Here is a 23,463-nt window from a genome sequence, read left to right as displayed (position 1 = left end):
GATGATGGGGCTCAGCTTTCTTGGTTAGCGCCGACGGAAACATTCGTAGCAGCCAGTGTTGAAATGTTCAGCGGTAAAGGGTGGGATGTTGGTTACAGTGATCCTGCAACTGTTGGCGTGTACACCGCAAATCTACAAATTGGCGACGATGTTGATGAGTCTAACAGCTGGCGACTTGGCTTGAGCACAATGTATAACGCGAATGGACTTGGTTTCGCTGGTGAAGATTCTTCGGGCTCTTCTCACGATCACTCTGGCCATGACCATTCCAGTCATGATCACGGCGACCACGGGCACTCACATGGGCCAACAGTAACAGGCAAATGGTTACACGGCATCGATATAACATGGAAGTGGGCACCTGAGGGAAATTACAAGCAAGAAAATCTGCGTGCAACGGCAGAAGCGTGGCTGATTAACGACCGTTATGATGAGCAAATGGAGTCGATTCCAAACGCTGACGACCAAGCGTTTGGCTGGTACGCGGAATTGGCTTATCAGTTTACGCCAAACTGGACGATCAGTGGTCGCTATGGGGAGATGAATGCGGTGACAGGTGAAGTTCATTGGCATATTGATCATCATCATGGTGAGCTGACAACGTCTGATATCCAAGAAGCGGACATTGCATTGGATTGGCATGGCTCTCATTTTGGCCGAGTGCGCACTCAAGTTACCCATGAGCAGCTAAGCGAGCAATCTCAAACCATCTTTACCGTCCAGTACATTATGTCATTTGGAGCGCATCCTGCTCATGCTTTCTAAACTTTATATTACAGCGGGGTTGCTCGCGGTTTCCTTCACAGCTAATGCAAGTTTAAGTGTGTTTACCTGCCAACCCGATTGGGCGGCGCTGGTCAAACAACATGCGCCAAATGCCGAGGTGTATTCGGCAACAACGGCCATGCAAGATCCTCACTATATACAAGCACGGCCTTCGCTCATTTCCAAGATGCGCAAAGCGGATTTGGTGGTGTGCTCTGGCGCAGAGCTTGAGATTGGTTGGCTACCAGAGCTGCAGCGCCAGAGTCGAAATAGCAAAGTTCAAAATGGCGAAGATGGTATGTTTTGGGTAACGGACTACGTCAAGATGCTAGATACCCATGACCGCGTTGACCGCTCTATGGGAGATGTTCACGCTCATGGCAATCCTCACGTTCAGTTTGCGATAGCCGATATGCCAGCAATTTCTAGGGCCTTGGTGGAGCGTTTGGTAAAAATCGATCCAAGCAATCAAGTATTGTACAAAGGAAATGGGGTTAAATTTCGTGCAGATTGGCGCAAACATGTCGTGCGCTGGCAATCTGTGTCAGCTCAACTCAAGGGCGTAAACTTGGTTGGCTACCATCAAACTCATCGCTACCTTTTCGCGTGGCTTGGTATTAAGCAAGTTGCCGATTTAGAGCCTAAGCCGGGATTACCGCCAACGGTCGCACATTTGAATTCATTGAGCTCAATAACCCGTAAAGACGCCCAAGGTATTGTCTATTCGAGTCACCAACCGACAGAAGCGACCAAATGGCTCTCTGAACGCACGGGTTTACCCGTTGCAGAGCTTGCTCAGAGTGTTGGTGGTCGCCCTAACACTGATACGTTAGCGGCATTAGTCGATGACAGTATTGCTCAATTACTTGGTTTAGTAAGGAACTAAGCGTGGAATACTCTTGGCTTATTGCTCCTGTTTTAGTCGGTTTATGCGCTCTGGTTGCAAACATTATTTTAGGTCGGCAAGTGTTAAAGCGCGGGGTAATATTTATTGATCTCGCTATGGCGCAGATTGCCGCTTTAGGTGTGTTGGCTGTTGAGCTATCGGTTGGACACACAAGTGTTGCACTTAGCTCTAAATTGCTCGCCTCATGGCTATTAACCGTGCCCGCGGCATTGCTATTGAGCAAACTGGAACAAAGGGTGAATCAGCATCTAGAAGCACTCATAGGGTTGCTTTACGTTTTAGCGGCGTGTTTAGCGGTGCTACTCGTAAGTCATAACCCTCATGGCAAAGAGATGATCGCGTCGTTAATCAATGGTCGCCTACTTTGGAGTGGATTCGGTGATGTTATACCAGTACTTACGGTCGCCTTGGCTTTAGTCGCGATCCAGATTTGGCGAGATAACTGGTTGAGTGGGCGCAGCTTTTACATACTGTTTGCGATTGCGGTTCCGCCACTAGTGATGAGCCTTGGAGTGTATCTGGAGTTTGCCAGTCTAATCATTCCGGCACTCGCTGTAGTCAAACTGAATCACCGCCCAATGTGGCTTGGGGCTGTAACCGTTGGGATGGTGGGAGGAATTGGCGGATTCTATGCTTCGCTCATTCTCGATTACCCTGTGGGCCCTTGTGTGGTGTTATGTATGGCTGTCACTGGTTTTGTCTATGCCATCATGGTGTCGCCCAAGGTCGCAAAGCGCACTCATCAACCAGTCACTGATTAGTGGCTTATTCTATATTTTCAAATAATCAATGAGTTGAGTTACTCAAGGTTTGAACGCGTAGCTACCCATATTGGAGCTACGCGTCTACGCTTGTAATGACCAACACCCATCAAGTTCAAATGTGTCAGTGATGGGCTGTGTGAATTGATGAGTGAATTATGGATCCAATAACACAAGGTTTACTTGGTGCCGCACTGCCGCAGTCTGTGGTCAAAAAGCAGCATTTCGTTGTGGCTGGATCGCTAGGTTTACTCGCGGGTATGGCCCCTGATTTAGATGTCCTGATTCGTTCATCGCGTGACCCATTGTTGTTTTTGCACTTTCACCGACAATTCACCCACTCTCTGTTTTTTATTCCCTTTGGTAGCTTTATTTGTGCGTTAGTTTTACACCCTCTGCTGGGAAAAAAGTATCAGCTTTCGTTTAAGCAGAGTTGGCTGTATTGCGCACTAGGTTTTGCGACTCACGGGTTGCTTGACGCCTGCACGAGTTATGGCACTCAATTGCTTTGGCCGTTCTCCGATGCTCGTTATGCTGGGAATGTGTTGCCTGTGATTGCTCCGCTCTTCACAGTGCCGATTTTGATCCTCATTACCGTAGGTGTATGGAGGCGCAGCGTTTGGCTGGCGCGAACCGCTCTGCTCTGGGCTGTACTTTACTCAACATTAGGTTTGTATCAGAAAGAGAGAGCAGAGGCTGTGGGCTGGCAGATCGCGAACGAGCGCCAACACGAACCTTTACGACTTTTCGCTAAACCGAGCTTTGCTAATATTCTGCTTTGGAAAGTTGTCTACGAAACGGACGACAGTTTTTACGTTGACGCGGTAAGGGCTGGGCAGTCAATAAAGACATACCCAGGTGAATCGACGCCGAAACTCAATTTAACAACGGCTTTTCCTTGGCTTGATTTACGCTCGCAACAGGCTCTAGATATTAAACGTTTCCGTTTGTTTTCCAATGGCTATCTTGCGCAAGATCCAAACGATAAGCGCAAGATTATTGATGTTCGCTATTCAATTGTGCCAAATCGACTTCAAGCATTATGGGGAATTCAACTTTCTCCAACCGCAAGTGAAAACGCCCACGTGGGATACACTACTCACCGAGATAATTCACCGCAAACCAGAGCCCTATTTATAGACATGCTACAGGGGCAGTGAGTTGTGAATGTTCAATAGGCACTTAGTTTGAACTCAGAGTTTAAGTAACTGAATTGAAAGGATGATCTCATTACTTTTACAACTTTCGGTTTGAATTAACGTTGCAGCTTACGGCACAATGGCTGACGTTTATTATTCGCGGTCTCGCCAAGCATTCTGCGTCAATCAAAGGAAGGTTAATGGAACTACAGCAGTTAAGCACTCATCAGCTTGAGCAACTGATAACAGAAACCACAATCATGGATATAGAGTTTTGCATGGGTTCAATTCCTCCTATGCATGTATTAGCGCGTTCTGCAGAACAGATTCAAAATGGAAAACCAGAGCAGTGGGCATTGCCTTTAATGATGGTGAGCCAGGGTCGTGTTGTTGGGTTTTGCGGTTTTAAAAGTGAACCTAAAGGTGGGGATATTGAGATTGGTTACAATGTATCGCCAGAGCAGCAAGGGCGCGGATTCGCAAAATCAGCCGTTAAGCAGATTTGCCAAATTGCGTTTAGCTCGAGTTCTGTAGAGCGTGTCGTTGCGTTGATCTCATCGACAAACCTTGCTTCGCTTAATGTTGTAAAAGCTAACGGGTTTGTTTTCCAAGGAATGACTGTTGATGATGAGGGCGAAGAGTTGGAAAAATGGTTGGTTTACAAAGGCTCTGCAGATAGCTGAGTGTTAAATTTAGTATCGAGTTTAAGGAAAGAATGAAAGTACTGATAGCAGGATCTAATGGCTATATTGGCCGTCATGTAAAAGAACTATTTGTTGAAAGTTGCTTTGAAGTGTTTACCTATTCCAGGGAGCAAGATGGTATCTCTCAGTCAGGGTGTTTTATCGGTAATACGTCTTACTTTGAAGGGTACTTTGATGTTGTGGTGAACTGTGCTCGTCCACATTGGTCTGAGTTCTCTCCTGAAGAAATTGCAGATTTAGAAGGTAAATTGCTTAAGCGGCTTGACCGGCTAGCTGCTCCTAGTGCCACTAAGATTCATACATCGGGTGTTTGGCTATTTGGTCACGCGTCTAACGAAGACTTAAGGCATTTCAGGCTGAAACCTTTTGAGGTGGTAAAGCTAGATGCAGTAACAATAAACCGGATTCTTGGGCGTGGTTGGCAAGTGGTTTATTGCCCCAGTTTGGTCTACGGTGGTGAACATTGCCAACTGCAGCGAATTATCGAGTCTCGCTCTGACGGCGCGTTGCAGGTCGCGGTGCCAGCCCAAGGCTTCAATCAATATATACATGTCAATGATATCGCGAAATTCTATTTGTTGCTGGCGCAAGAAGACTACTCTAATGCGCAACATTTTATAGCCGAAGAAAAGGGGTATAGCCCAGAAGAGTTTGCCCAGCTTTTACTCGCGTCAAATGTGATACAGAAAGTAGATAAACTGGATTGGGCGGAATTTGAGGCAAAGAATGGATCTTCTGTGGCAGATATAGAGAAGCTGAATCTACACCTTCCAATTAGTCCATTGTTTAAGACAACCGAGGCGATTCGCGATTATATACAAAGCTACCATGTGTAAACTCCAAACCTAGATGATTTGGATAAGTCCATTGGTAAGCGTCTAATATCGTCTTTGAAGTGCAGCATATCGATGAGCATATTAGTCGGTTTGTTACCGCGGTTTACTTGTAGTGAGAGTTCTATCGCTAGTATCCCCGAAAAGTGAATAGGACATATGTCCAGAGCTTCGTCAAAGTAACAAAAGTCAGGGTTAGATTACCGTATAAGGCGGGACATTTATTCAGCAAAAAATGACAGCTATGTCTACTGGAGATGGATACTCTACGGCTTGTTGCAACCGCAGCTATTAAGGTTACCTTTGGATCTATGAGGCGGTATAACTGTGCTTGAAAGTAGCTATGTCTTTGAGCATAGATACGATTCATACTGTGCGGGAAATCTACCGTTAGCGTTATTGAGCCAAGAAACTAAGAGAAGGTGTATTTGGCATTCTGTGGAATTTACAGGGTAGGGGCGATTGTATTGACGGCCGCCCAATCTATGGCACTCCTGATATGTAGAGCGTACAAAGCCATAATACTTTTAGCTGTTTATTCAAATAGTTGTTAGATTGGCCTAATTAATGTTACTCAAATTTATCTGATTGAGTTGATAGCTTAGTGCCCCCTTATATAAGCGACTTTTTGCACTATAGTAATCTTTTCAAGTGGCTTTAACCTATTGATTACCAATTGAAGCTTTATGGCTAAGAGTGCAATATGTCAAAACAAAAAGACGACGATTAGTCGGCTAATAAGTGTTATGTGATTGGTGGACAATTCATACCCTTTGGGGCTAAAATGCCCGCTCGCGGCTGCACATGAATTTCAGTCAACTTTAGAGAAAATACGATGATTGTAGAAAATGTGCTTCCTGAAAATTACGCAGAAATGCTTAGTGTTTGGGAAAATTCAGTCCGAGCAACTCATGACTTCATAACAGAAGAAGATATTGAGTTTTTTAAACCAATTATCATTGAGCAGGCTTTTCCTGCTGTCACGTTAAGATGTGTGAAAAATGAAAGTGGTTCAATTTTAGGTTTCGTGGGTATCCACGACTCAAAGGTTGAAATGCTGTTCATCTTAAACGAGGCAAGAGGGCAAGGTGTTGGTAAGGTGCTACTGCAATACGCATTAGAGCAGTTAGGCGTAACCAAAGTCGATGTAAACGAACAAAACCCGCAAGCGGTAGGTTTCTACGAGCATATGGGGTTCAAAGTTGTTTCTCGCTCGCCGCTTGATGATATGGGAAAACCTTTTCCAATTCTGCATATGACACTTTAAAGCTCGGTTTATCGTAACCAGTTTGTCAGAAGAAACGCCCAAGGCTAATAACTTTGGGCGTTTCCGTATGCGGCGAAAAAATCACATAACAAACTGTTTAAGAGTGATTCGCAACGCGTGGCATTTTTATTATGCGTTGGTTTTAGTGTTTAAGGTGGTATGCGGCGGCTTCGGTATTGCGTTGCTCACACCTTAACAGGGCGTTATGTACTTAGAGAAAAATATGGATTTTCTCGTAGGTGTAGAGCTTCAGGATTCATTTGTTTTGGGTTAGCACTACAATGATCAAACTCTTGAAATTGAACTAGAGTTTAGCATCTGGCCTGAGTCTAAATATTATGAAGCTCCAAAAATAGGTGAGTATACTTGCTATCGTTTGAGATCCCTTCTTTTTGACGGCGTTTTGAGTATTAATGGGCTCTTGAATCAAAATGATATACAGCTGACCATAGACCTTGACGGTTCAAAAGACTATGGAAACATCGACTACTTTGAAAAGAACCAATCATATTTCAAGGTTGTAGGTCGTTTTGGGAACATAGAGTTTGAAAGCTCAGGAGTTCATTTTAAACTACGTACATAACAATCTGTTTAAGAGGGATTCGCAACGCGTGGCATTTTTACTATGCGTTGATTTTAGTGTTTAAGGTGGAATGCGGTGGCTTTTGTATTGCGTTGCTCACCCCTAAACAGGGCGTTAGATTAGATTGTATCAAAAATAACACATTCTAAAATGTTTCAAAAGTCTACGCTTTCTACATCAGTTGCTTATAGCCGAGGGAAATTATGGACGAGCTTAGTGGGGTATTAACTACATTTTCACAACAAGATTTTACAAGTATATCCAGTGCACTGGATATAATTAAACAGGGCTTAATTGGCTTAATTTTTTTACTCTCATTGATGGCATTTAGGCTGTTAAATTCTGAGCAAAAAAAAGAACAATCAGATGTTAATATTGTGAGCTCTATTAATAAATACATGTACTTAAACACATTCTTAGCTATTTTGGTTTTTATTTCTTCAGTCAATAATGGTGATGATTCAGAACCTCAAAAATTAACGGCAAAGATATCTACAGACATTACCAGTGTTGCAGTATGTTCTGAGTCTAAATTAGTACATAGATTTGTCTTATTAACACACCAAGACCAACAGAAAATGGTTCAATATAAAGCTTCTGCTTTCCCTTGTACTGAAGAAAGTAGCCAAATTTGGTTGAGTAAAGATGTAGCGATGCAACTTGGAATTACATCAAATGGTATAGAAATTACTGCTATAGCTGCACTAAAAGGTCAGAAGTTTGCTGATGAATTTATGAGGGGAATATGATGAGAGTTTTAGTATTAGTTCTTAGTCTGTTTTTTGCTACGCATTCATATTCAGACTGCATTTATAATGGTAAAGTTTATCCAGAAGGTACAAAGATCGGACCGTATACCTGTAAGAATGAACGATGGGTGAAATAATCTAACAAAATGTTTAAGGCAAATTCCCAACGCTTGGCGACTTGAGTTAAAATCGGTTTTAGTGCTTAATTATAATGGTTTAGGTTTGGTTGTTGGCGTTACTCACTACTTAACGCAGCGTTATGTATATCCGCGACTAAAGGGTTCAGAATAGGTTACTCTGAACCCTCATGGCTCTTAAAGGTTACTTTAGAGCAGCTAGAATGGTCTCGGCTTTGCTAGCCTCAAATTGCTTAGGCTCCTCGACATATAAATGTGTCACTACACCATTTTCGATAACCATTGCATATCGCTGTGAACGAACTCCACCGAATGTCGCCGTATCCATTTCCAGTCCTAGAGCTTTGGTGAAGCTCGCATCACCATCGGCCAACATCATAATTTCCGTGGCATTTTGCGCTTCTCCCCACGCCTGCATTACAAAAGCATCATTAACTGAAACGCACGCAATGATATCGACGCCTTTTGCTTTAATTTCGTCAGCTAGTACCACGTACCCAGGCAAATGAGCTTCCGAACAGGTTGGAGTAAATGCTCCTGGGACAGCGAAAAGAACGACTCGCTTGTTTGCAAAAAGTTCATCTGTGTTGTGGGTTACCATTCCTTCAGCGCTTAGTTCGCTGAGTGCGGCGGTTGGTATTGCTTGGCCTTTCTGGATCATGTTTGCATTCCTTGTTTTATTTGCCATGAACAGTTTAGCGGCCAAAGCAAGAAGGGACCACCTACAGAAAATAAGGGTATGTGGGTACTTAAAAAACACATAACAATAAATTTAAGAATGAATCACAACGCTTGGCGCTTTCACTTCACTTTAGCTTTGTGTTTGTTGCAAAATGGTTCGGGTTAGGTGGTAGCGTTGTTAACACCTTAATTGGGCGTTATTCTACTGGCCCGAAATCTTCAATAAGGAATACTATGAAACAGAACATTGTCCATATAGCCTTGGTTGTAAAAGACTACGATGAAGCTGTTGATTTTTACGTAAACAAACTCAAATTTGAGCTTATTGAAGATACCTACCAACCAGAGCAAGATAAACGTTGGGTGGTTGTAGCTCCGCCTAACTCTCATGGTGTTACTCTATTGCTTGCTAAAGCATCGAAGCCTGAACAGCATGACTTCATTGGAAACCAAACAGGTGGTCGAGTATTTCTGTTTCTAAATACTGATGATTTCTGGCGTGACTTTGAGCGTATGAAATCTATTGGTATTATTTTCGTTCGCGAGCCAACAGAACAAGACTATGGAACGGTAGCAGTGTTTGAGGATTTGTATGGAAACTTATGGGATCTACTTGAACTAAACCCAGACCATCCAATGGCCAAAAGGTAACATAACACATCGTTTAAGACAGGTCCCAACGCTTAGCATTCTCAGGAGGAGTAATGGAATTAGTCAAAGCATCTACAGATGAGCATTGGAATATTGCATCCGACTTTTTAGCTCAAACGGTAGAGCGTTGTAACGAAAAAGGGCTACCCTTGTGGACTCATGAACAAGTGTCAGTGAAGGCATTGAAAAGCAACTACGCTATCGAAAACTTGTTCCTATTAAAGTCTGGGCACCACACTATAGGTTGCGTGTTTATTAGTTTTGATTTTGATGATTTTTGGACAGACACGGATACAAAGGGAAGCCTGTTTTTTCATAAGTTTGCAATTGGCAATGCATTCAACTCCAAAGGTTTTGGTTCGCAAGCATTAACTGCAATACGGCAATTGGCTGAAGAGCGTGGATGTATTTGGGTTCGCTGTGATTGTCATGGTGATAGAGGCCGCTTAAGAGCGTTTTATGAACGTAGCGGGTTTGACTTTGTAGACAGACAAGAAATGTTGGGTTTCGATGTTGCTCGATACCAAATGCTAACGAGGCGTTCAAGCCGGATTCACAACGCTGAACGAGTTCAGTTTAAGTGAGCTTAAGTGTTCATGGCACAATGAGCTAGGTTCGTTGGTTAGCGTTGCTCACACCTAAACAGGGCGTTAGGTGTTTTGCAGCCTTTTGAACTAAGACACAGATTTAAACGTAGAAGTTTCGTTTTTAAAATAGGTAATTTGAAATGGAACTGACGTTGGAATCTGAGTCTAGAATCATCGAGATGGCATGGGAAGATCGCACTCCCTTTGAAGCGATCGAATTTCAATTTGGCTTGAGTGAATCTGACGTTATTCAGTTTATGCGTAGGCGTCTCAAATCAAGTAGCTTTAAATTATGGCGTGAACGAGTTTCAGGCCGTAACACAAAGCATAAGCATCTACGAAGTCCAGATGTCGCTAGAGGCTATTGCCCAACTCAGTATAAGCAACGCTAGAGGACTACTCCTATCAGGCAATTTGAGCGGATTCGCAACGCTTGGCATTTTGGGTTTGTATTGGTCTAAGTGTTTACGGCACAATAGTTTAGGTTAGGTGACCGCGCTGCTCACACAATAAAGCGGCGTTATATCTCATTCAATATCGAGGGAACGATGCAAGATAAAAGAGTCAAAGACGTATATCGCTCTTACTTTCAATTTAATAATGAGCGAACTCTTTCCACCGATTTAGAAAGTGAACTTTTCTCGTCTGCTTTTGAAGGGTGCTCAGTTTTTGTAGACAAAACACGTAAGTATGATAACCAGATAGTCATTCATGGTGTTTGTACTACAGAAGACTTAGAGGGCCATCTGAGTTTGTATAAACATGGCTTCTCCCCAGAAATTGCTATCGAACCACAGGCAATAACCAATAAGTTGAACACATGGTTATCAGACCGTGAGTTCGCACCAGCTTATGAGCATGAGTTTCTCGAATTAAAGGCGGCAAACTACCTAGCGCTTGAAGAAGCCTCTGACAAAGTCACAGTTGAACGATGGACTCATGATAATGTCGACGCGTTTCTAACCTTACTTAAAACATCAGGTTTAGAGTGTTCGAATGAAATCTGGGAGAAGAAACGCTCACTTTATTGTACTGATACATTTCGCTGCTATGTCGCAAAAATAAATGGTGAGCCGTGTGCTTGGGCAACGAGCTTTATCGAGAATGAATTTGCAATACTAGCCAATGCGTATACCCAAGAGAACTATCGTTCAAATGGGTGTCAAACTGCTTTGCTGCGAGCTCGAATTTCAGATGCAATGTCTTTGGGAGTACAGGTGCTTTTAACGGATGTAATGCCAAACAGTACTAGTAGTAAGAATTGCAAATCACTAGGTTTCTGTAGTGTCGGTGTGCGAAGTGTATGGTGTAAAGACTAGAAATATCGGCATGTAAGAGTGATTGGCAACGCTTGACGTTTTCGCTTCTCTTAAGCATAACCAAGCGCCGGTCATACCTTAACGCATTTTTCATCAATCAAATCTCAATAATTGAATCGTCATTGAGTTATTAAAAGGATATCGAGATGTTTAGCCATATTATGATAGGGACCGATGACATAGAAAATGCAGAACGTTTTTATAACTCTGTTTTGGCTGTATTAGGTATTAATAGGCCAATACATAACGTAAACGACACAGGTCAGAAACGGCTGTTCTATGTTCATAATGGGTCAGTGTTTTGTGTTACGGAACCTATAAATGGTGAGCCAGCACTTGCAGCTAATGGTTCAACTATTGGGTTTGCTTGTAACTCACCAGAGCAAGTCAAAGAGTTACATTCTGCTGCGATAGCGAACGGCGCTACTAGTATCGAAGCTCCGCCAGGTTTGCGTGATAACTCTACCGGCAAAAAGCATCTGTGTTATTTCTTGGATCCCGATGGACATAAAATTTGTGGGATGTACCGCTGTGAATAAGGTGAACCTGTTGAGTTCGGAGCCTAACAAGGCGATCAAGACGGATTAATAACGCTTGGCACTTTCAGTCTGAACCGGACTCAGTGTTTACGGCACAATGGTTTAGGCAGGGTTGCTGATGCTGTTCACTACTTAATGCGATGTTAGGGCCAAAGAGAATACAAGGAAGTTTAATGAGTAAATTAGTGATTTATTTGTCTGCTATTGTTGTTACATGTTTAGCTGTGGCGGAACCCGCATTTGCTGGACCTGGAGGGGTAATTGCAAGCGCATTGTCTGAGACATTCTGGGGAAAGGTAGTAATGCTATGTATATTAACCTTTTTTTCACCCTGGATAGTTTACTACCTCTGCAAGGAGAAATTAGCTGAGAGACGAGCTAGAAAAGATCTAAGATTTATGGCTGGCTACAGTGAATTGTTTGAGTGGTTAAAAGTACAAGAAAGAGCCAAGGATTGTTTTTATCGAGTACATTCAGGTTGGGAGAGTGAAGACTTATCTACTGTTTCTGACTGGATGACAGATTGGTATTGGCAAAATCAGCAACAAGTACACCTTGATAATTGGAAAAAACAAGGGTTAGTTAATGTATGCAAGGTAACCCATTTGTCCCAAATTAAACCACTACTATTTGTTCATAGGAATCAATCTGCAGAACATGAAGGCTCTATGGTCGTGGTTGCCATTACCGGTGAAACTCAAGATTACCTAAAAGTTAAAGAAACAGGCAAAATAGTCGAAGGGAGCAAAAAGTTCAAAGATGTCGAAACAATATGGACTTTGACCTTGATTGATGGTGTTTGGAAAGTCTCTAACATTGAAAGTAGTTCGATGTCCGTAGATTATGCCAAAGAAGCCAAGTATTTACCCAAGATTGAAACTACGGTTGTAAGTGACCTGAGAGCCTAACAAAGCATTTATCAGTGGCTCACAGTCTGTGGTGTTTTTACCATGTGCTTATTTTTGTGCGTTGCTCACCACTTAACCCGGCGTGATTTCGCACCAATTCTGCTAAATCAAGTGACTGATTTCTTAGCCCTTAAAAAATGGGAGGCGTAAGCCTCCCGATCTATTGCTACTTAAACTCGAATTTCCCTTTCATGATTGCCCAATGGCCAGGAAATGAGCAGAAAAAGGTGTAGTCGCCACCAGCTTTAAGTTTCTCTGTACTGAAGGTGATCGTCGTTGATTCTCCACCACCAATCACTTTGGTTGCAGCGTAAACGCGTTCGTCATTTGGCTTGACGTAATTATTGGCCGCGCCCGCTGACATCCCTTCTGTGCCTACAGCTTGCACTAATGCCGTATCTGTAATGACGACGTTATGGCCCATAGACTGTGCAGGCAGTTTACCCGTGTGATTCAAAGTCAATGTGACGTCTTTACAGGTTGCTGGAACACTCAACGTGCTAGCCGAAAATTGCATCATATCGTTGGCATCAACAGATACTTCACATTCGGTGGTAGCGTTGGCACCAAAGCTCATAACTGCAAGTGCTAGAGTGGCAGTGAGAAAACGTAATGACATACTTATATTCTCCATGTTTAACGTATTGAGGATGATTAATTTAGTTATTAAACAATTCTCATTATTACTTAGTGTCAAAGTAAAAAGTGTGCGCTCCACGAGAATTGTATTCAAAATTACATTATTCGTTGAATTCTAGAATGTTTTTATCTTTTGAAGTTTGAGTGATTACCCATTTAATTATCGAATCTAAACCTTGAGTTCGCCCTGGCGTAAGGTGAGCTCTTAGATCGAGCGATTCAAACCACGCTTGAATATCAAAACTTAATACGTGATTCAGCGGTTGTTGATCATAGGCAATGGTGAGCAACGACAGTAAGCCTTTGACTATCGAGGAGTCGCTGGTGGCTTGTATATTGATGAGTCCTTGGTCTGAGCGAGACATATAAACCCAGACTTGGCTCTGGCAACCTGACACAATGTAATCATCAGTCAATTTGTTACTAGGATAGGGTGGTAAGCGTTCGCCAAGCTCGATCAAGTACAAGTACCTTTCCTCCCAATCGACGCAACGATTAAAATTTTTCAGTATTTGTTCTGGTGTCATGGCGTTCACCTTAATAGCTGATTGATACGCTGCAAACCCTGACACAGTCGATCAACATCATTTGAATTACTGTACATGCCAATCGATGCACGACATACCGAGCTTTGGCCAAGTTTCTTAACCAGAGGCATAGCACAGTGGTGACCAGTGCGAATGGCGATTCCATATCTATCTAAAAACGATCCGACGTCGAATGAGTGATGACCTTTTAGATTGAACGAGATCAGGCCATTACGATTGACATCATTGCCATAAATTTCAATGTTAGGTACATCCGCAAGTGACTGCTCCATATAGTTCATTAGCAGAGCCTCATGAGCGGCGATGTTATCGAGGCCAACTGTTTCAATGTATTCGATGGCTGTGCCAAGGCCCAAAATGCCTGCAATGTTTGGTGTTCCAGCCTCAAACTTCCATGGTACTTGCCCGTAGGAGGTTCCGATTGGCAATGTCACTTGATCAATCATTGCACCACCGCCTTCCCAAGGTACCATGCTATTTAGGTGCTGGGATTTTGCATATAACACTCCGGTGCCAGTGGGACCATAAAGTTTGTGGGCTGAAAAGGTATAAAAGTCGCAGTCGAGGGCAGTAACATCGATCTGCTGGTGCATAACCGCTTGCGCGCCATCAATAAGCACCGGTACTTTTGATTCGTGGGCAATTTCTACCACTTCTTTTACTGGATTAACTTGTCCAAGAACATTTGAAACATGAGTGAGTGCAACTAATCGTGTTTTCTTGTTGAGCAACTTCTTTAGCTCAGCGAGATCGAGTTGTCCTTGATTGTTTACCTCCCATACACGAATCTTTACTCCGCATAGGTCAGACAATAACTGCCAAGGGACTAAGTTCGCATGATGCTCCATATCAGTGACAATGATCTCATCGTCTGGTGTTACTTTTGGCCTTAGATAACTATTCGCAACCAAGTTGATGGCTTCTGTGGTGCCTTTGGTGAAAACGATATTGTTCGCTTCTTGTGCACCAATAAAATCGGACACTTGAGTACGCACGAGCTCCATATCTTCGGTTGCCTTACTGCTTAGGTAATGAGCCCCGCGATGAACGCTGGCATAGTCGCGCTGATAAAACTGTGTCATTCTCTCAATGACAGACGTAGGAGTTTGCGCTGTAGCCGCTGTGTCTAGATACACCAATGGCTTGCCATACACCTCGGTTTTGAGTGCGGGAAAATCATTGGCCCAAGGGCTGACAATTGACTCTAAACTAACCATGGTCGGTCTCTTTATGTAGTGAGCTTGCAAGTTTTGATTTGATGTAGTTTCGCAGGCTAGGGTGGCGTATTTCATCGGCAACCTCATAAACGAAAGCTGACGTTAACATCTGTTCTGCCTTGTTTCGGTTGATGCCTCTAGCACGCATATAATCAATTTGATTTTTGTCTAGCTGACCAGTGGTTGCACCGTGGCTGCACTTTACATCATCGGCATAAATTTCTAACTGAGGTTTGCAGTTCACTTGCGCTTTGTCGCTGAGTAGCAAACTGTGTGTGTCCATTTGTCCATCGGTTTTAAGGGCAACTGGGTCAACATGAATCATACCGTCGAACACGGCATTGCCTTCATCCCGGCCAATAATCTTATGTATTTGCTCGCTTCGGCAATGGGGCGCATAGTGCTTTAGGAAAGTGCGAGTGTCGAAAGTTTGTTTCTCAGTTGGCATTGAGACGCTATTCATTGCTAACTCACCATTTTCGCCGCAAAGCTCAGAGCTGGTTTGGTGACGAATTAACAAGCCAGACAGCGAAATAGTGGTCGAACTGGCCTTGGCATCTCTTTGTACGCGAATATCGTTATGACCAAAGTGGTGCTGCTGCTTGGACTCTTCCAGCAGTTTAGTATGGAGGTAATGTGCGCCTTCACCGATATAGCTTGTCAATCGTGACAGCGTGACACCACCACCTTGCTCAAGAGAAATATGGTGTTCGATCACTTCTAGCTCAGATAAAGGCCCCATCTCAATGTGATGGCGATAACTACAGACATCGCCCTTTTGTCCTGAACTAATATGCAGCAAGTAAATGGGCTTCGTCACTTGCGTATTGGGTTCAACCTCAATCAACACACCCCCTGAGGCCGTAGCATCATTTAGGTAAGTGAAAGCGTCAGGCCTCACAGAATGTGATAGCTCATATGTTTCGACTGAGGTGAGGACATTAAGCGGGGTAACCCGTACTTTAGGGATCCAGTCAGAGCACCTTGCGGAAAAATGACCGTCAAAGAACACCAACCTATAGGCATCAATACCCAAGCTGAGTCCCTCATAAGAAATGTTTTCTGCTGATTGAAGGGCAGCAGATTGCAATGGCAGCGAATAGAAGCTATCGAGAGGGGTGTATTTCCAGCCTTCGTCTTTGGAGGTTGGCCACCCCGTAGACTGCGCTTTAACAAATTGATTTTGTTGCCAATCGTGATCTTGCACTAAGTGCTGCAACGTATCTACTGCGAGACAATTACTCTTCACCAGTAATCCACTCATAGCCTTTCTCCTCTAACTCATGGGCCAGCGTGTGGTCGCCAGACTTAACGATTTTTCCCTTATATAAAACGTGCACATAGTCAGGTTTGATGTAGTTAAGGATTCGTTGGTAGTGGGTAACCAAAATAAAAGCGCGCTTTCCATCTTGCAGCGCATTCACACCTGAGGAGACGGCTTTCAGTGCATCTATATCAAGGCCGGAGTCAGTTTCATCCAGAATGCAGAGATCAGGAGATAGCACCGCCATTTGCAGAATGTCGTTGCGCTTTTTCTCGCCACCGGAAAAGCCGTCATTCACTGAGCGGTTGAGGAGATCTGTAGGCATTTTTAACAAGGAGGCTTTTTCTTCTAGCAAATCTTCAAAGTCAAAACGGTCTAGTGGAGGCTCGCCTCGATAATCGCGAACTGCATTTAAAGCGGTATTCAGAAACATCTTGTTGCTGACACCAGGAATTTCTACCGGATATTGGAATGCAAGGAAAACACCTTCGCCTGCACGTTCCTCTGGTTCAAGCTCAGTCAAATCTTTGTTTTTAAATAAGATCTGTCCGGAGTCGACTTCGTAGTCGTCTTTACCTGCCAGCGTTGAAGAAAGGGTGCTCTTTCCGGAGCCGTTTGGCCCCATAATCGCGTGCACTTCGCCCGGCTTAATCGAGAGGCTAATGCCTTTTAAAATTGGATTGTCTTCTACACTCACGTGCAGATCTTTAATTTCTAGCATTGATTTATCCCACGCTATGCTCAAGGCTAATTGAAAGCAGCTTTTGTGCTTCTACTGCAAACTCAAGCGGAAGTTCAGAAAATACGTCTTTGCAAAATCCATTTACGATCATCGAAATGGCATCGTCTTCGCTGATGCCTCGTTGTACACAGTAAAACAATTGATCTTCACCGATTCGAGAAGTGGTCGCTTCGTGTTCTACATGTGCCGTTGGATTTTTCACTTCGATGTAAGGGAAGGTATGAGCGCCACATTGAGTGCCAATTAGCATTGAATCACACTGGGTGAAATTTCTGGCGCCTTCGGCATTAGGCAAGATCTTGACTAAGCCCCGGTAACTGTTCTCACTTTTACCTGCAGAGATACCTTTAGAAATAATGGTAGAACGCGTGTGTTTACCTATATGGACCATCTTGGTACCCGTATCGGCCTGTTGAACTCCGTTTGTTAGCGCAACAGAGAAAAATTCTCCAACCGAGTAATCTCCTTTTAGAATGACACTAGGGTATTTCCAGGTGATGGCTGAGCCCGTTTCAGATTGAGTCCAAGACATCTTACTGTAATTGCCTTCGCACACCGCGCGCTTGGTGACGAAGTTTAAGATGCCACCTTGGCTATGCTCTTCGCCAGAGAACCAGTTTTGTACAGTGGAATATTTCACTTCTGCGCGATCATGAATGATGACTTCAACCACCGCAGCATGGAGTTGGTAACTATCGCGCATCGGCGCTGAGCAGCCTTCGATATAGCTGACATAAGCGTCCTCGTCGGCGATTAAAATGGTACGTTCAAACTGACCTGTTTTTGCTTGGTTGATTCTAAAGTAGGTCGATAGCTCTCTGGGACAGTGAACACCTTTAGGGATGTAAACAAACGTCCCATCAGAGGCGACCGCCGCATTTAAAGCGGCAAAAAAATTATCTTCAGGTGGAACGACCGTGCCTAAATATTGCTGAACCAACTGTGGGTGCTCTTGAATAGCTTCACTAAACGAACAAAAAATGATGCCCAACTCATTTAACTCGTTCTTGTAAGTCGTTGTGACAGAGACAGAATCAAAAATGGCATCTACCGCGACTTCAGCTCCTTCCCTGACTGGTACACCAAGTTGCTCGAATGCTGTTTCAACCTCTTTGGTTAGGTACTCATTAGAGCCATCGTCGGAACAGCTGGAGTCACAACTAGCGCAGCTTGGTGCCGAATAATAACTGTAATCTTGATAATCGAGGTTAGGGTAGTCGGCTTTTAGCCAATGTGGCTCTTCCATTTTTTGCCACTTTTTAAAGGCATCTAGCCTAAATTCCAGCATCCATAGCGGTTCGTTACGTTTGGCGGATATTGCTCTAACTACCTGCTCGTTGATGCCTTTAGAGAGGGTGTCAGAGGAAAGCTGGGTGTAAAACCCTTCTTTGTAATTGCTGTTTTGAAATAGTTCTTCAACTTCGGGCTGTGTTTCAACGGCACACATGATCAAACTCCAAAGCTTTCGCCACAACCACAAAGGTTTTTAACATTGGGGTTGTTGTAGACGAAATTGCTGTTAAGGCCTTGTTGGACATAGTCCAGTTCAGTGCCATCGAGCATTGGCATTGCACTCAATGCGACGTAAAAGGGGATATCGTGTGATTCAAATTTCAAATCATCGCACCCGATCTGTTCAATGAGTTGCACCTTGTAGGCGAATCCCGTGCAACCTGACGGTTTGACGCTGAGGTGAAAAAATTGACCTTGCTGGGTTAGCATTGCCACTCTTTGAGCCGCACTCTCTGAGAGCGTCACACCCTGCCACTCCATATCGTGAATCGATATTTGATTAGAATCTGAACTTGGAATACTCATCAAAAATTCCTTTTGTTCGAAAATATTCCTGAATGATATTGATTATCATTTCATTATCAACCATGAATTTAGTGTGGTAAATGGTTTTTGTTACTACATATTGACAAGTGGGTCGGCTCGAATACTATATGTAGATGTAATTGATAATGGTTATCATTACAAATTTAAGTAAAGGTAATGAAATATGGACGTCATCGTATACTCCAAGCCCCAATGTGTTCAGTGCAACGCAACCGTAAGAGCTCTTGAAACCAAAGGAATTGCACACAAAGTGATTGATCTAACGCTCGATAACTCTGCAATGGAATCGGTGCAATCTCTGGGCTATCGACAAGCCCCTGTTGTGGTCGCTGGTGCTAAACATTGGTCTGGTTTTCGTCCGGACATGATCAGCCAGCTCGCCTAATGATTGTTTATTATTCCAGCGCATCGGGTAACACGCAGCGATTCGTCGAAAGGCTAGACGTTGACGCCATTCGGCTTCCTATCAGCGAAAAGGATCCTGCTCCGCTTATCGGTCAACCTTATGTTTTGGTATGCCCAACATACGCAGATGGGGAAGGGCGTGGCGCAGTACCGAAATCGGTGATCAAAGTACTTAATCAGCCTGAGAATCGTGGCCATCTTAAAGGAGTGATTGCGTCGGGAAATCGAAACTTTGGCAAGTTGTTTGCTCAAGCTGGAAAAATAATAGCGAATAAATGCCAGGTCCCTGTGCTTTATCGATTCGAACTTTCGGGAACCCAGCACGATGTTCAAGCCGTGCAGCAAGGGTTAGAACAATTTTGGAAACATCATGGATAACCAATTCAACACTGAGGCATTGGACTACCACGCGCTCAATGCCATGCTTAACCTGCTAGATGAACAAGGCAGTATTCAGTTAGAGGCAGACAGACAAGCTGCTCGGCAATTTTTCTTACAACATGTCAATCAAAATACGGTTTTCTTCCATAACTTAGGTGAAAAACTCGATTACCTAGTCAATGAGGGTTACTACGAAAAAGAAGTTCTAGACCAATACGATAGGGATTTCTTGCATCAGATATGGGATCGCGCTTATCAAGTAAAATTCCGCTTTCGTACCTTCCTCGGCGCGTATAAATTTTTCACCTCCTATGCGTTAAAAACACGTGACGGCAAACGATATTTAGAACGATTTGAAGACCGTGTGGTTATGACCGCATTGACACTTGCTCGTGGTGATAAAGAGTTCGCTATCGATCTCATGCAAGAGATCATTTCTCAACGTTTTCAGCCAGCGACGCCGACCTTTATTAACTCGGGTAAGAAGAGTCGTGGTGAACTCATTTCCTGCTTTTTACTGCGTATCGAAGACAATATGGAGAGCATTGGCCGTGCGATAAACTCTTCGTTGCAGTTGTCACGTCGTGGTGGCGGGGTTGCGCTCCTGCTAAGTAACTTGCGTGAACAAGGAGCCCCGATTAAAGGAATTTTGAACCAAAGTTCAGGTGTAGTGCCGGTGATGAAACTGCTTGAAGACAGCTTTTCTTATGCCAACCAGTTAGGTGCTAGGCAAGGCGCTGGTGCGGTGTATTTGAATGCTCACCATCCCGATATTATGCAATTTCTTGACACCAAAAGAGAAAATGCGGATGAGAAAATCCGTATTAAAACGCTCAGCTTAGGCGTGGTGATTCCGGACATTACCTTAGAGCTAGCAAAGCAGAATAAAGATATGTATTTGTTCTCGCCACACGATGTCGAACGTGTCTATGGTGTGCCTTTCTCCGAGATCAGCATCAGCGAAAAATACTATGAAATGGTGGATGACCCGCGTATCCGCAAAAACAAAATCCCTGCTCGTGGGTTGTTCCAAACCCTTGCCGAAATCCAGTTTGAGTCTGGTTATCCTTACATCATGTTTGAAGATACTGTCAACGCTGCGAATCCGATTGAAGGGCGGATTAATATGTCGAACCTTTGCTCTGAGATATTGCAGGTCAACGATGCTTCGCAGTTTAATGATGATTTAAGCTATGCCCATCTAGGACGAGATATTTCTTGTAACCTAGGGTCGGTAAACATAGCCAAGGCGCTAGACGGTGGTCATTTAGCTCACACTGTAGAAGTCTCGATTCGTGCCTTGAATGCCGTGTCTGAAATGAGTGCCATTGATAGTGTACCGTCGATTCGTAAAGGAAACGACGAAAGCCATGCCATCGGCTTAGGCCAAATGAATCTGCACGGCTTTTTAGCCAGAGAGCAAATTCATTATGACAGTGAAGAAGCGATTGATTTTACGAGTGCTTACTTCGCTGCGACTTTGTTCCATTGCCTAGCTGCCTCAAACAAGTTGGCCCAAGAAAAGCAGCAAGTCTTTGTCGGCTTTGAACAGTCCCAATATGCGACAGGTGAGTTTTTCACTAAGTATTTACAGCAAGACTACTCTCCTAAGACAGATACCGTAAAGGCACTGTTTGAGCGACTAGATTTGCGCGTTCCTTCAGTGGATGAGTGGCAGCAACTGCAATCGAAGGTGGTGGACTCAGGCTTGTACAATCGTAACTTGCAAGCAATCCCACCGACAGGCTCAATTAGTTATATCAATGATGCGACTGCGTCTATTCACCCAGTCACCGCAAAGGTTGAGATTCGCAAAGAGGGGAAAATAGGGCGCGTTTACTACCCAGCACCATACCTTAATAACGATAACTTAGAGTTTTTTAAAGATGCCTACGAGATCGGCCCAAAAGCGATCATTGATGTCTATGCTGCGGCGACAGAACACGTTGATCAGGGGTTATCGTTGACGCTGTTTTTCAGTGACGAAGTCACCACTCGGGATATCAACAAAGCGCAAATTTATGCGTGGAAGAAGAAGATAAAGACGCTCTACTACATTCGCATGCGCCAAAAAGCGCTTGAAGGAACGCAAGTTGAAGGTTGCGTCTCTTGCTCGCTGTAAACAAGGAATAACATCATGAGTACCCCATACGCCCAACCTGTTCGCGCCATTAACTGGAATCGAATGCAAGATGACAAAGATCTCGAGATATGGAATCGACTCACGGTTAACTTTTGGTTACCTGAGAAAGTGCCACTGTCGAATGATATTCAAACGTGGAAACAACTTACCGAAGAAGAGCAAACGCTGACGATTCGTGTGTTTACCGGCCTAACTCTGCTCGATACGATTCAAAATACTGTTGGCGCTCCAGCATTAATGGCCGATGCAAGAACACCACATGAAGAAGCGGTGTTGACTAACATCGCGTTTATGGAAGCAGTACACGCCCGCAGCTACTCATCTGTCTTTTCTACTTTATGCACCACGCCGCAAATTGATGAAGCGTTTCGTTGGGCAGAAGAGAATCCACTATTGCAAAAGAAAGCTCAATTAGTGCTGGAGGACTACTTGGTGGAAGGCGATCCGCTCAAGAAAAAAGTTGCTAGTGTCTTTCTTGAAAGCTTTTTGTTCTATTCGGGATTTTATCTGCCTATGCATTGGTCGAGTAGGGCAAAGCTGACCAATACTGCGGACTTGATCCGCTTAATCATCCGTGATGAAGCGATTCATGGTTACTACATCGGCTACAAGTTTCAGCTAGCGTTTAATGAGCTGACAGAGCAAGAGCAAGCAACGGTTAAGGATGAAGCTTACTCGTTAATGTTCTCTCTTTATGAAATCGAAAGTCAGTACACAGAATCGTTATATGACCAAGTGGGTCTGACAGAAGACGTGAAACACTTTTTGCACTACAACGCGAACAAGGCGCTAATGAATCTCGGATTTGAACCTTTATTTCCTGAGGAGCTCTGTCAGGTGAACCCAGCCATTATGGCGGCGCTGTCGCCAAATGCGGATGAGAACCATGATTTCTTCTCTGGTTCAGGCTCGTCTTATGTGATTGGAAAAGCGGTAGCTACAGAAGATGAGGACTGGGATTTTTAGCTCCAAGACTATTTAAGGAAACAAACCTTCTTTATCGGCCAGAATGATTGAGGTTAAGCTAAAGACCTAGATAGGTCTTTAGCAATTTATGCGAGCGGTCTGCAGACAGGCTAGGCCACACTATTTGCAACAAATTAGCGCTTATATCAGGCCAAGCAAAATGTATAATCATCAGTTCATTTCAGCCTACCGACGCGATGTTAAGGCTACTTAAACAATGGACTATTGATGAAATTACAAAAGATCGACAAGCAGTTATATCGCTCACGTTTAAACATTGTCATTGTCGCGTGTATCGCAGTCTTGGCGGTATCAAGCCTTACCATATCTCAAGCGCTTATCTTTCTGTTTCCATCAGAGTCTGGTTCACATTTCCACTGGAACTTACTTGGCGTGATTGTCAGCGCAATAGGTGTGGTAATGACGCTCATTAAGCTTAAAACACATCCTAAAATGCATGAAGTCGTCTACGTTTGGGAGCTTAAGCAGGCGTTAAACCTTATTTACCGTAAGAAGAGAAAGCTTGATGCCGCCGCAGAGCAGGGAAATGCTGAATTTAGCTACGACGGCTCCCGCCAGCTGTGGCAATTGGACGATAACACCATCACCATGGATAGCTTGAATAAAGCTCAAGCTAAATTAGATGGGCTGGTGGAAGAGCACGGTGTGACGTTAGATATTGCCAATTACCACTCTGAGATTTTGAAGTCATTTTAACTAACACTTAAGTTGCCTCTTCATGTTTCTCTCTAAATCTCAAAAATCCAGAGGTGTAAAGGGGTAAGTAGG

Annotated in this window: 26 protein-coding genes and 1 pseudogene; 19 read left to right on the top strand and 8 right to left on the bottom strand. The window is 43.8% G+C overall.

Annotated features, from left to right (window positions below):
• The 8 genes and pseudogenes from AC4MRV_RS18010 to AC4MRV_RS17975 all read left to right on the top strand — a co-directional run.
• Positions 1-765, top strand: a pseudogene (locus AC4MRV_RS18010) (TonB-dependent receptor); the annotation flags it as partial.
• Complete coding sequence (locus AC4MRV_RS18005) at positions 755-1,651, top strand: metal ABC transporter solute-binding protein, Zn/Mn family (RefSeq protein WP_491188695.1); 897 nt, start codon at positions 755-757, stop codon at positions 1,649-1,651. The pseudogene AC4MRV_RS18010 and the gene AC4MRV_RS18005, both read left to right, overlap by 11 nt.
• 2 nt (positions 1,652-1,653) lie before the next feature.
• Positions 1,654-2,433 carry a metal ABC transporter permease gene (locus AC4MRV_RS18000; protein ID WP_491188694.1) on the top strand — a complete coding sequence of 260 codons (780 nt, stop codon included), beginning with the start codon at positions 1,654-1,656 and terminating at the stop codon, positions 2,431-2,433.
• Positions 2,434-2,591: 158 nt separating this feature from the next.
• The gene (locus AC4MRV_RS17995) at positions 2,592-3,593 is read left to right on the top strand and encodes a metal-dependent hydrolase (RefSeq protein ID WP_491188693.1); all 1,002 of its coding nucleotides are present in this window, start codon (positions 2,592-2,594) and stop codon (positions 3,591-3,593) included.
• Between the two features lie 179 nt (positions 3,594-3,772).
• Positions 3,773-4,255 (top strand): GNAT family N-acetyltransferase, encoded by a 483-nt coding sequence (locus tag AC4MRV_RS17990; RefSeq protein WP_491188692.1) that lies wholly within the window; start codon positions 3,773-3,775, stop codon positions 4,253-4,255.
• Between the two features lie 32 nt (positions 4,256-4,287).
• Positions 4,288-5,112 carry an NAD-dependent epimerase/dehydratase family protein gene (locus AC4MRV_RS17985; RefSeq protein ID WP_491188691.1) on the top strand — a complete coding sequence of 275 codons (825 nt, stop codon included), beginning with the start codon at positions 4,288-4,290 and terminating at the stop codon, positions 5,110-5,112.
• A gap of 832 nt (positions 5,113-5,944) precedes the next feature.
• Positions 5,945-6,376, top strand: a complete 432-nt coding sequence (locus AC4MRV_RS17980; RefSeq protein WP_491188690.1) for a GNAT family N-acetyltransferase — start codon at positions 5,945-5,947, stop codon at positions 6,374-6,376.
• A gap of 786 nt (positions 6,377-7,162) precedes the next feature.
• Positions 7,163-7,708, top strand: coding sequence for a hypothetical protein (locus AC4MRV_RS17975; protein WP_491188689.1), 546 nt, complete (start codon positions 7,163-7,165; stop codon positions 7,706-7,708).
• A 321-nt stretch (positions 7,709-8,029) separates the two neighbouring features.
• Here AC4MRV_RS17975 and AC4MRV_RS17970 read toward each other — a convergent pair whose 3' ends face one another.
• Positions 8,030-8,506 (bottom strand): peroxiredoxin, encoded by a 477-nt coding sequence (locus AC4MRV_RS17970; protein WP_491188688.1) that lies wholly within the window; start codon positions 8,504-8,506, stop codon positions 8,030-8,032.
• 254 nt (positions 8,507-8,760) lie between these two features.
• Between AC4MRV_RS17970 and AC4MRV_RS17965 the strand changes: the two genes are divergently transcribed.
• The 6 genes from AC4MRV_RS17965 to AC4MRV_RS17940 all read left to right on the top strand — a co-directional run bounded on the left by AC4MRV_RS17965 (position 8,761) and on the right by AC4MRV_RS17940 (position 12,530).
• Positions 8,761-9,177: a VOC family protein gene (locus AC4MRV_RS17965; RefSeq protein ID WP_491188687.1), complete on the top strand. Its 417-nt coding sequence runs from the start codon at positions 8,761-8,763 to the stop codon at positions 9,175-9,177.
• Positions 9,178-9,230: 53 nt separating this feature from the next.
• A complete protein-coding gene (locus AC4MRV_RS17960; RefSeq protein WP_491188686.1) occupies positions 9,231-9,761 on the top strand; it encodes a GNAT family N-acetyltransferase in 531 nt (176 codons plus the stop codon).
• A gap of 143 nt (positions 9,762-9,904) precedes the next feature.
• A complete protein-coding gene (locus tag AC4MRV_RS17955) occupies positions 9,905-10,156 on the top strand; it encodes a TIGR03643 family protein (RefSeq protein WP_491188685.1) in 252 nt (83 codons plus the stop codon).
• A gap of 156 nt (positions 10,157-10,312) precedes the next feature.
• Positions 10,313-11,083 carry a GNAT family N-acetyltransferase gene (locus AC4MRV_RS17950; RefSeq protein WP_491188684.1) on the top strand — a complete coding sequence of 257 codons (771 nt, stop codon included), beginning with the start codon at positions 10,313-10,315 and terminating at the stop codon, positions 11,081-11,083.
• A 146-nt stretch (positions 11,084-11,229) separates the two neighbouring features.
• Positions 11,230-11,622, top strand: coding sequence for a VOC family protein (locus tag AC4MRV_RS17945; protein ID WP_491188683.1), 393 nt, complete (start codon positions 11,230-11,232; stop codon positions 11,620-11,622).
• Between the two features lie 173 nt (positions 11,623-11,795).
• Positions 11,796-12,530 carry a Tim44 domain-containing protein gene (locus tag AC4MRV_RS17940; protein WP_491188682.1) on the top strand — a complete coding sequence of 245 codons (735 nt, stop codon included), beginning with the start codon at positions 11,796-11,798 and terminating at the stop codon, positions 12,528-12,530.
• Positions 12,531-12,696: 166 nt separating this feature from the next.
• On the opposite strand, the gene azu is transcribed toward AC4MRV_RS17940, so the two are convergent.
• The 7 genes from azu to AC4MRV_RS17905 form a co-directional block, all read right to left on the bottom strand.
• Positions 12,697-13,149, bottom strand: coding sequence for an azurin (azu, locus tag AC4MRV_RS17935; RefSeq protein WP_491188681.1), 453 nt, complete (start codon positions 13,147-13,149; stop codon positions 12,697-12,699).
• A 121-nt stretch (positions 13,150-13,270) separates the two neighbouring features.
• Complete coding sequence (locus AC4MRV_RS17930) at positions 13,271-13,696, bottom strand: SufE family protein (protein WP_491188680.1); 426 nt, start codon at positions 13,694-13,696, stop codon at positions 13,271-13,273.
• Positions 13,697-13,701: 5 nt separating this feature from the next.
• A complete protein-coding gene (locus AC4MRV_RS17925; protein ID WP_491188679.1) occupies positions 13,702-14,934 on the bottom strand; it encodes an aminotransferase class V-fold PLP-dependent enzyme in 1,233 nt (410 codons plus the stop codon).
• A complete protein-coding gene (sufD, locus tag AC4MRV_RS17920) occupies positions 14,927-16,198 on the bottom strand; it encodes a Fe-S cluster assembly protein SufD (protein WP_491188678.1) in 1,272 nt (423 codons plus the stop codon). Before sufD ends, AC4MRV_RS17925 begins: the two co-directional genes overlap by 8 nt.
• Complete coding sequence (gene sufC, locus AC4MRV_RS17915; protein ID WP_491188677.1) at positions 16,173-16,919, bottom strand: Fe-S cluster assembly ATPase SufC; 747 nt, start codon at positions 16,917-16,919, stop codon at positions 16,173-16,175. Before sufC ends, sufD begins: the two co-directional genes overlap by 26 nt.
• A 4-nt stretch (positions 16,920-16,923) precedes the next feature.
• Complete coding sequence (gene sufB, locus AC4MRV_RS17910) at positions 16,924-18,387, bottom strand: Fe-S cluster assembly protein SufB (protein ID WP_491188676.1); 1,464 nt, start codon at positions 18,385-18,387, stop codon at positions 16,924-16,926.
• A 2-nt stretch (positions 18,388-18,389) separates the two neighbouring features.
• On the bottom strand, positions 18,390-18,758 hold the full coding sequence (locus AC4MRV_RS17905) for a HesB/IscA family protein (RefSeq protein WP_491188675.1): 369 nt from the start codon (positions 18,756-18,758) through the stop codon (positions 18,390-18,392).
• Between the two features lie 184 nt (positions 18,759-18,942).
• On the opposite strand from AC4MRV_RS17905, the gene nrdH reads away from it, so the two are divergent.
• The 5 genes from nrdH to AC4MRV_RS17880 all read left to right on the top strand — a co-directional run bounded on the left by nrdH (position 18,943) and on the right by AC4MRV_RS17880 (position 23,391).
• Entirely contained in the window at positions 18,943-19,164 is a 222-nt protein-coding gene (nrdH, locus tag AC4MRV_RS17900; protein ID WP_491188674.1) for a glutaredoxin-like protein NrdH, read from the top strand.
• A complete protein-coding gene (gene nrdI / locus AC4MRV_RS17895) occupies positions 19,164-19,562 on the top strand; it encodes a class Ib ribonucleoside-diphosphate reductase assembly flavoprotein NrdI (RefSeq protein WP_491188673.1) in 399 nt (132 codons plus the stop codon). The genes nrdH and nrdI overlap by 1 nt, the downstream gene beginning before the upstream one ends.
• Entirely contained in the window at positions 19,555-21,687 is a 2,133-nt protein-coding gene (gene nrdE / locus AC4MRV_RS17890) for a class 1b ribonucleoside-diphosphate reductase subunit alpha (RefSeq protein WP_491188672.1), read from the top strand. Before nrdI ends, nrdE begins: the two co-directional genes overlap by 8 nt.
• Before the next feature lie 15 nt (positions 21,688-21,702).
• Positions 21,703-22,674 carry a class 1b ribonucleoside-diphosphate reductase subunit beta gene (gene nrdF / locus AC4MRV_RS17885; RefSeq protein ID WP_491188671.1) on the top strand — a complete coding sequence of 324 codons (972 nt, stop codon included), beginning with the start codon at positions 21,703-21,705 and terminating at the stop codon, positions 22,672-22,674.
• Positions 22,675-22,902: 228 nt separating this feature from the next.
• Entirely contained in the window at positions 22,903-23,391 is a 489-nt protein-coding gene (locus tag AC4MRV_RS17880; protein ID WP_491188670.1) for a DUF3087 domain-containing protein, read from the top strand.
• Positions 23,392-23,463: the final 72 nt, after the last annotated feature.

The organism is Vibrio sp. (genome assembly GCF_984391705.1).
The sequence above is the reverse complement of the archived record's forward strand: the minus strand, read 5'-3'. Positions and strand labels throughout refer to the sequence as shown.

Excerpts from the sequence above, each read along its gene's own strand:
- AC4MRV_RS17950 (WP_491188684.1), top strand. The coding sequence starts at position 10,313 with ATGCAAGATAAAAGAGTCAAAGACGTATATCGCTCTTACTTTCAATTT.
- AC4MRV_RS17880 (WP_491188670.1), top strand. The coding sequence starts at position 22,903 with ATGAAATTACAAAAGATCGACAAGCAGTTATATCGCTCACGTTTAAAC.
- AC4MRV_RS17985 (WP_491188691.1), top strand. The coding sequence starts at position 4,288 with ATGAAAGTACTGATAGCAGGATCTAATGGCTATATTGGCCGTCATGTA.
- AC4MRV_RS18005 (WP_491188695.1), top strand. The coding sequence starts at position 755 with ATGCTTTCTAAACTTTATATTACAGCGGGGTTGCTCGCGGTTTCCTTC.
- nrdH (WP_491188674.1), top strand. The coding sequence starts at position 18,943 with ATGGACGTCATCGTATACTCCAAGCCCCAATGTGTTCAGTGCAACGCA.
- AC4MRV_RS17960 (WP_491188686.1), top strand. The coding sequence starts at position 9,231 with ATGGAATTAGTCAAAGCATCTACAGATGAGCATTGGAATATTGCATCC.
- AC4MRV_RS17965 (WP_491188687.1), top strand. The coding sequence starts at position 8,761 with ATGAAACAGAACATTGTCCATATAGCCTTGGTTGTAAAAGACTACGAT.
- AC4MRV_RS17930 (WP_491188680.1), bottom strand. The coding sequence starts at position 13,696 with ATGACACCAGAACAAATACTGAAAAATTTTAATCGTTGCGTCGATTGG.
- azu (WP_491188681.1), bottom strand. The coding sequence starts at position 13,149 with ATGTCATTACGTTTTCTCACTGCCACTCTAGCACTTGCAGTTATGAGC.
- nrdE (WP_491188672.1), top strand. The coding sequence starts at position 19,555 with ATGGATAACCAATTCAACACTGAGGCATTGGACTACCACGCGCTCAAT.
- sufB (WP_491188676.1), bottom strand. The coding sequence starts at position 18,387 with ATGTGTGCCGTTGAAACACAGCCCGAAGTTGAAGAACTATTTCAAAAC.
- AC4MRV_RS17970 (WP_491188688.1), bottom strand. The coding sequence starts at position 8,506 with ATGATCCAGAAAGGCCAAGCAATACCAACCGCCGCACTCAGCGAACTA.
- AC4MRV_RS17955 (WP_491188685.1), top strand. The coding sequence starts at position 9,905 with ATGGAACTGACGTTGGAATCTGAGTCTAGAATCATCGAGATGGCATGG.
- nrdF (WP_491188671.1), top strand. The coding sequence starts at position 21,703 with ATGAGTACCCCATACGCCCAACCTGTTCGCGCCATTAACTGGAATCGA.
- AC4MRV_RS17990 (WP_491188692.1), top strand. The coding sequence starts at position 3,773 with ATGGAACTACAGCAGTTAAGCACTCATCAGCTTGAGCAACTGATAACA.
- AC4MRV_RS17945 (WP_491188683.1), top strand. The coding sequence starts at position 11,230 with ATGTTTAGCCATATTATGATAGGGACCGATGACATAGAAAATGCAGAA.
- sufD (WP_491188678.1), bottom strand. The coding sequence starts at position 16,198 with ATGAGTGGATTACTGGTGAAGAGTAATTGTCTCGCAGTAGATACGTTG.
- AC4MRV_RS17905 (WP_491188675.1), bottom strand. The coding sequence starts at position 18,758 with ATGAGTATTCCAAGTTCAGATTCTAATCAAATATCGATTCACGATATG.
- nrdI (WP_491188673.1), top strand. The coding sequence starts at position 19,164 with ATGATTGTTTATTATTCCAGCGCATCGGGTAACACGCAGCGATTCGTC.
- AC4MRV_RS17925 (WP_491188679.1), bottom strand. The coding sequence starts at position 14,934 with ATGGTTAGTTTAGAGTCAATTGTCAGCCCTTGGGCCAATGATTTTCCC.
- AC4MRV_RS17995 (WP_491188693.1), top strand. The coding sequence starts at position 2,592 with ATGGATCCAATAACACAAGGTTTACTTGGTGCCGCACTGCCGCAGTCT.
- AC4MRV_RS17940 (WP_491188682.1), top strand. The coding sequence starts at position 11,796 with ATGAGTAAATTAGTGATTTATTTGTCTGCTATTGTTGTTACATGTTTA.
- AC4MRV_RS17975 (WP_491188689.1), top strand. The coding sequence starts at position 7,163 with ATGGACGAGCTTAGTGGGGTATTAACTACATTTTCACAACAAGATTTT.
- sufC (WP_491188677.1), bottom strand. The coding sequence starts at position 16,919 with ATGCTAGAAATTAAAGATCTGCACGTGAGTGTAGAAGACAATCCAATT.
- AC4MRV_RS17980 (WP_491188690.1), top strand. The coding sequence starts at position 5,945 with ATGATTGTAGAAAATGTGCTTCCTGAAAATTACGCAGAAATGCTTAGT.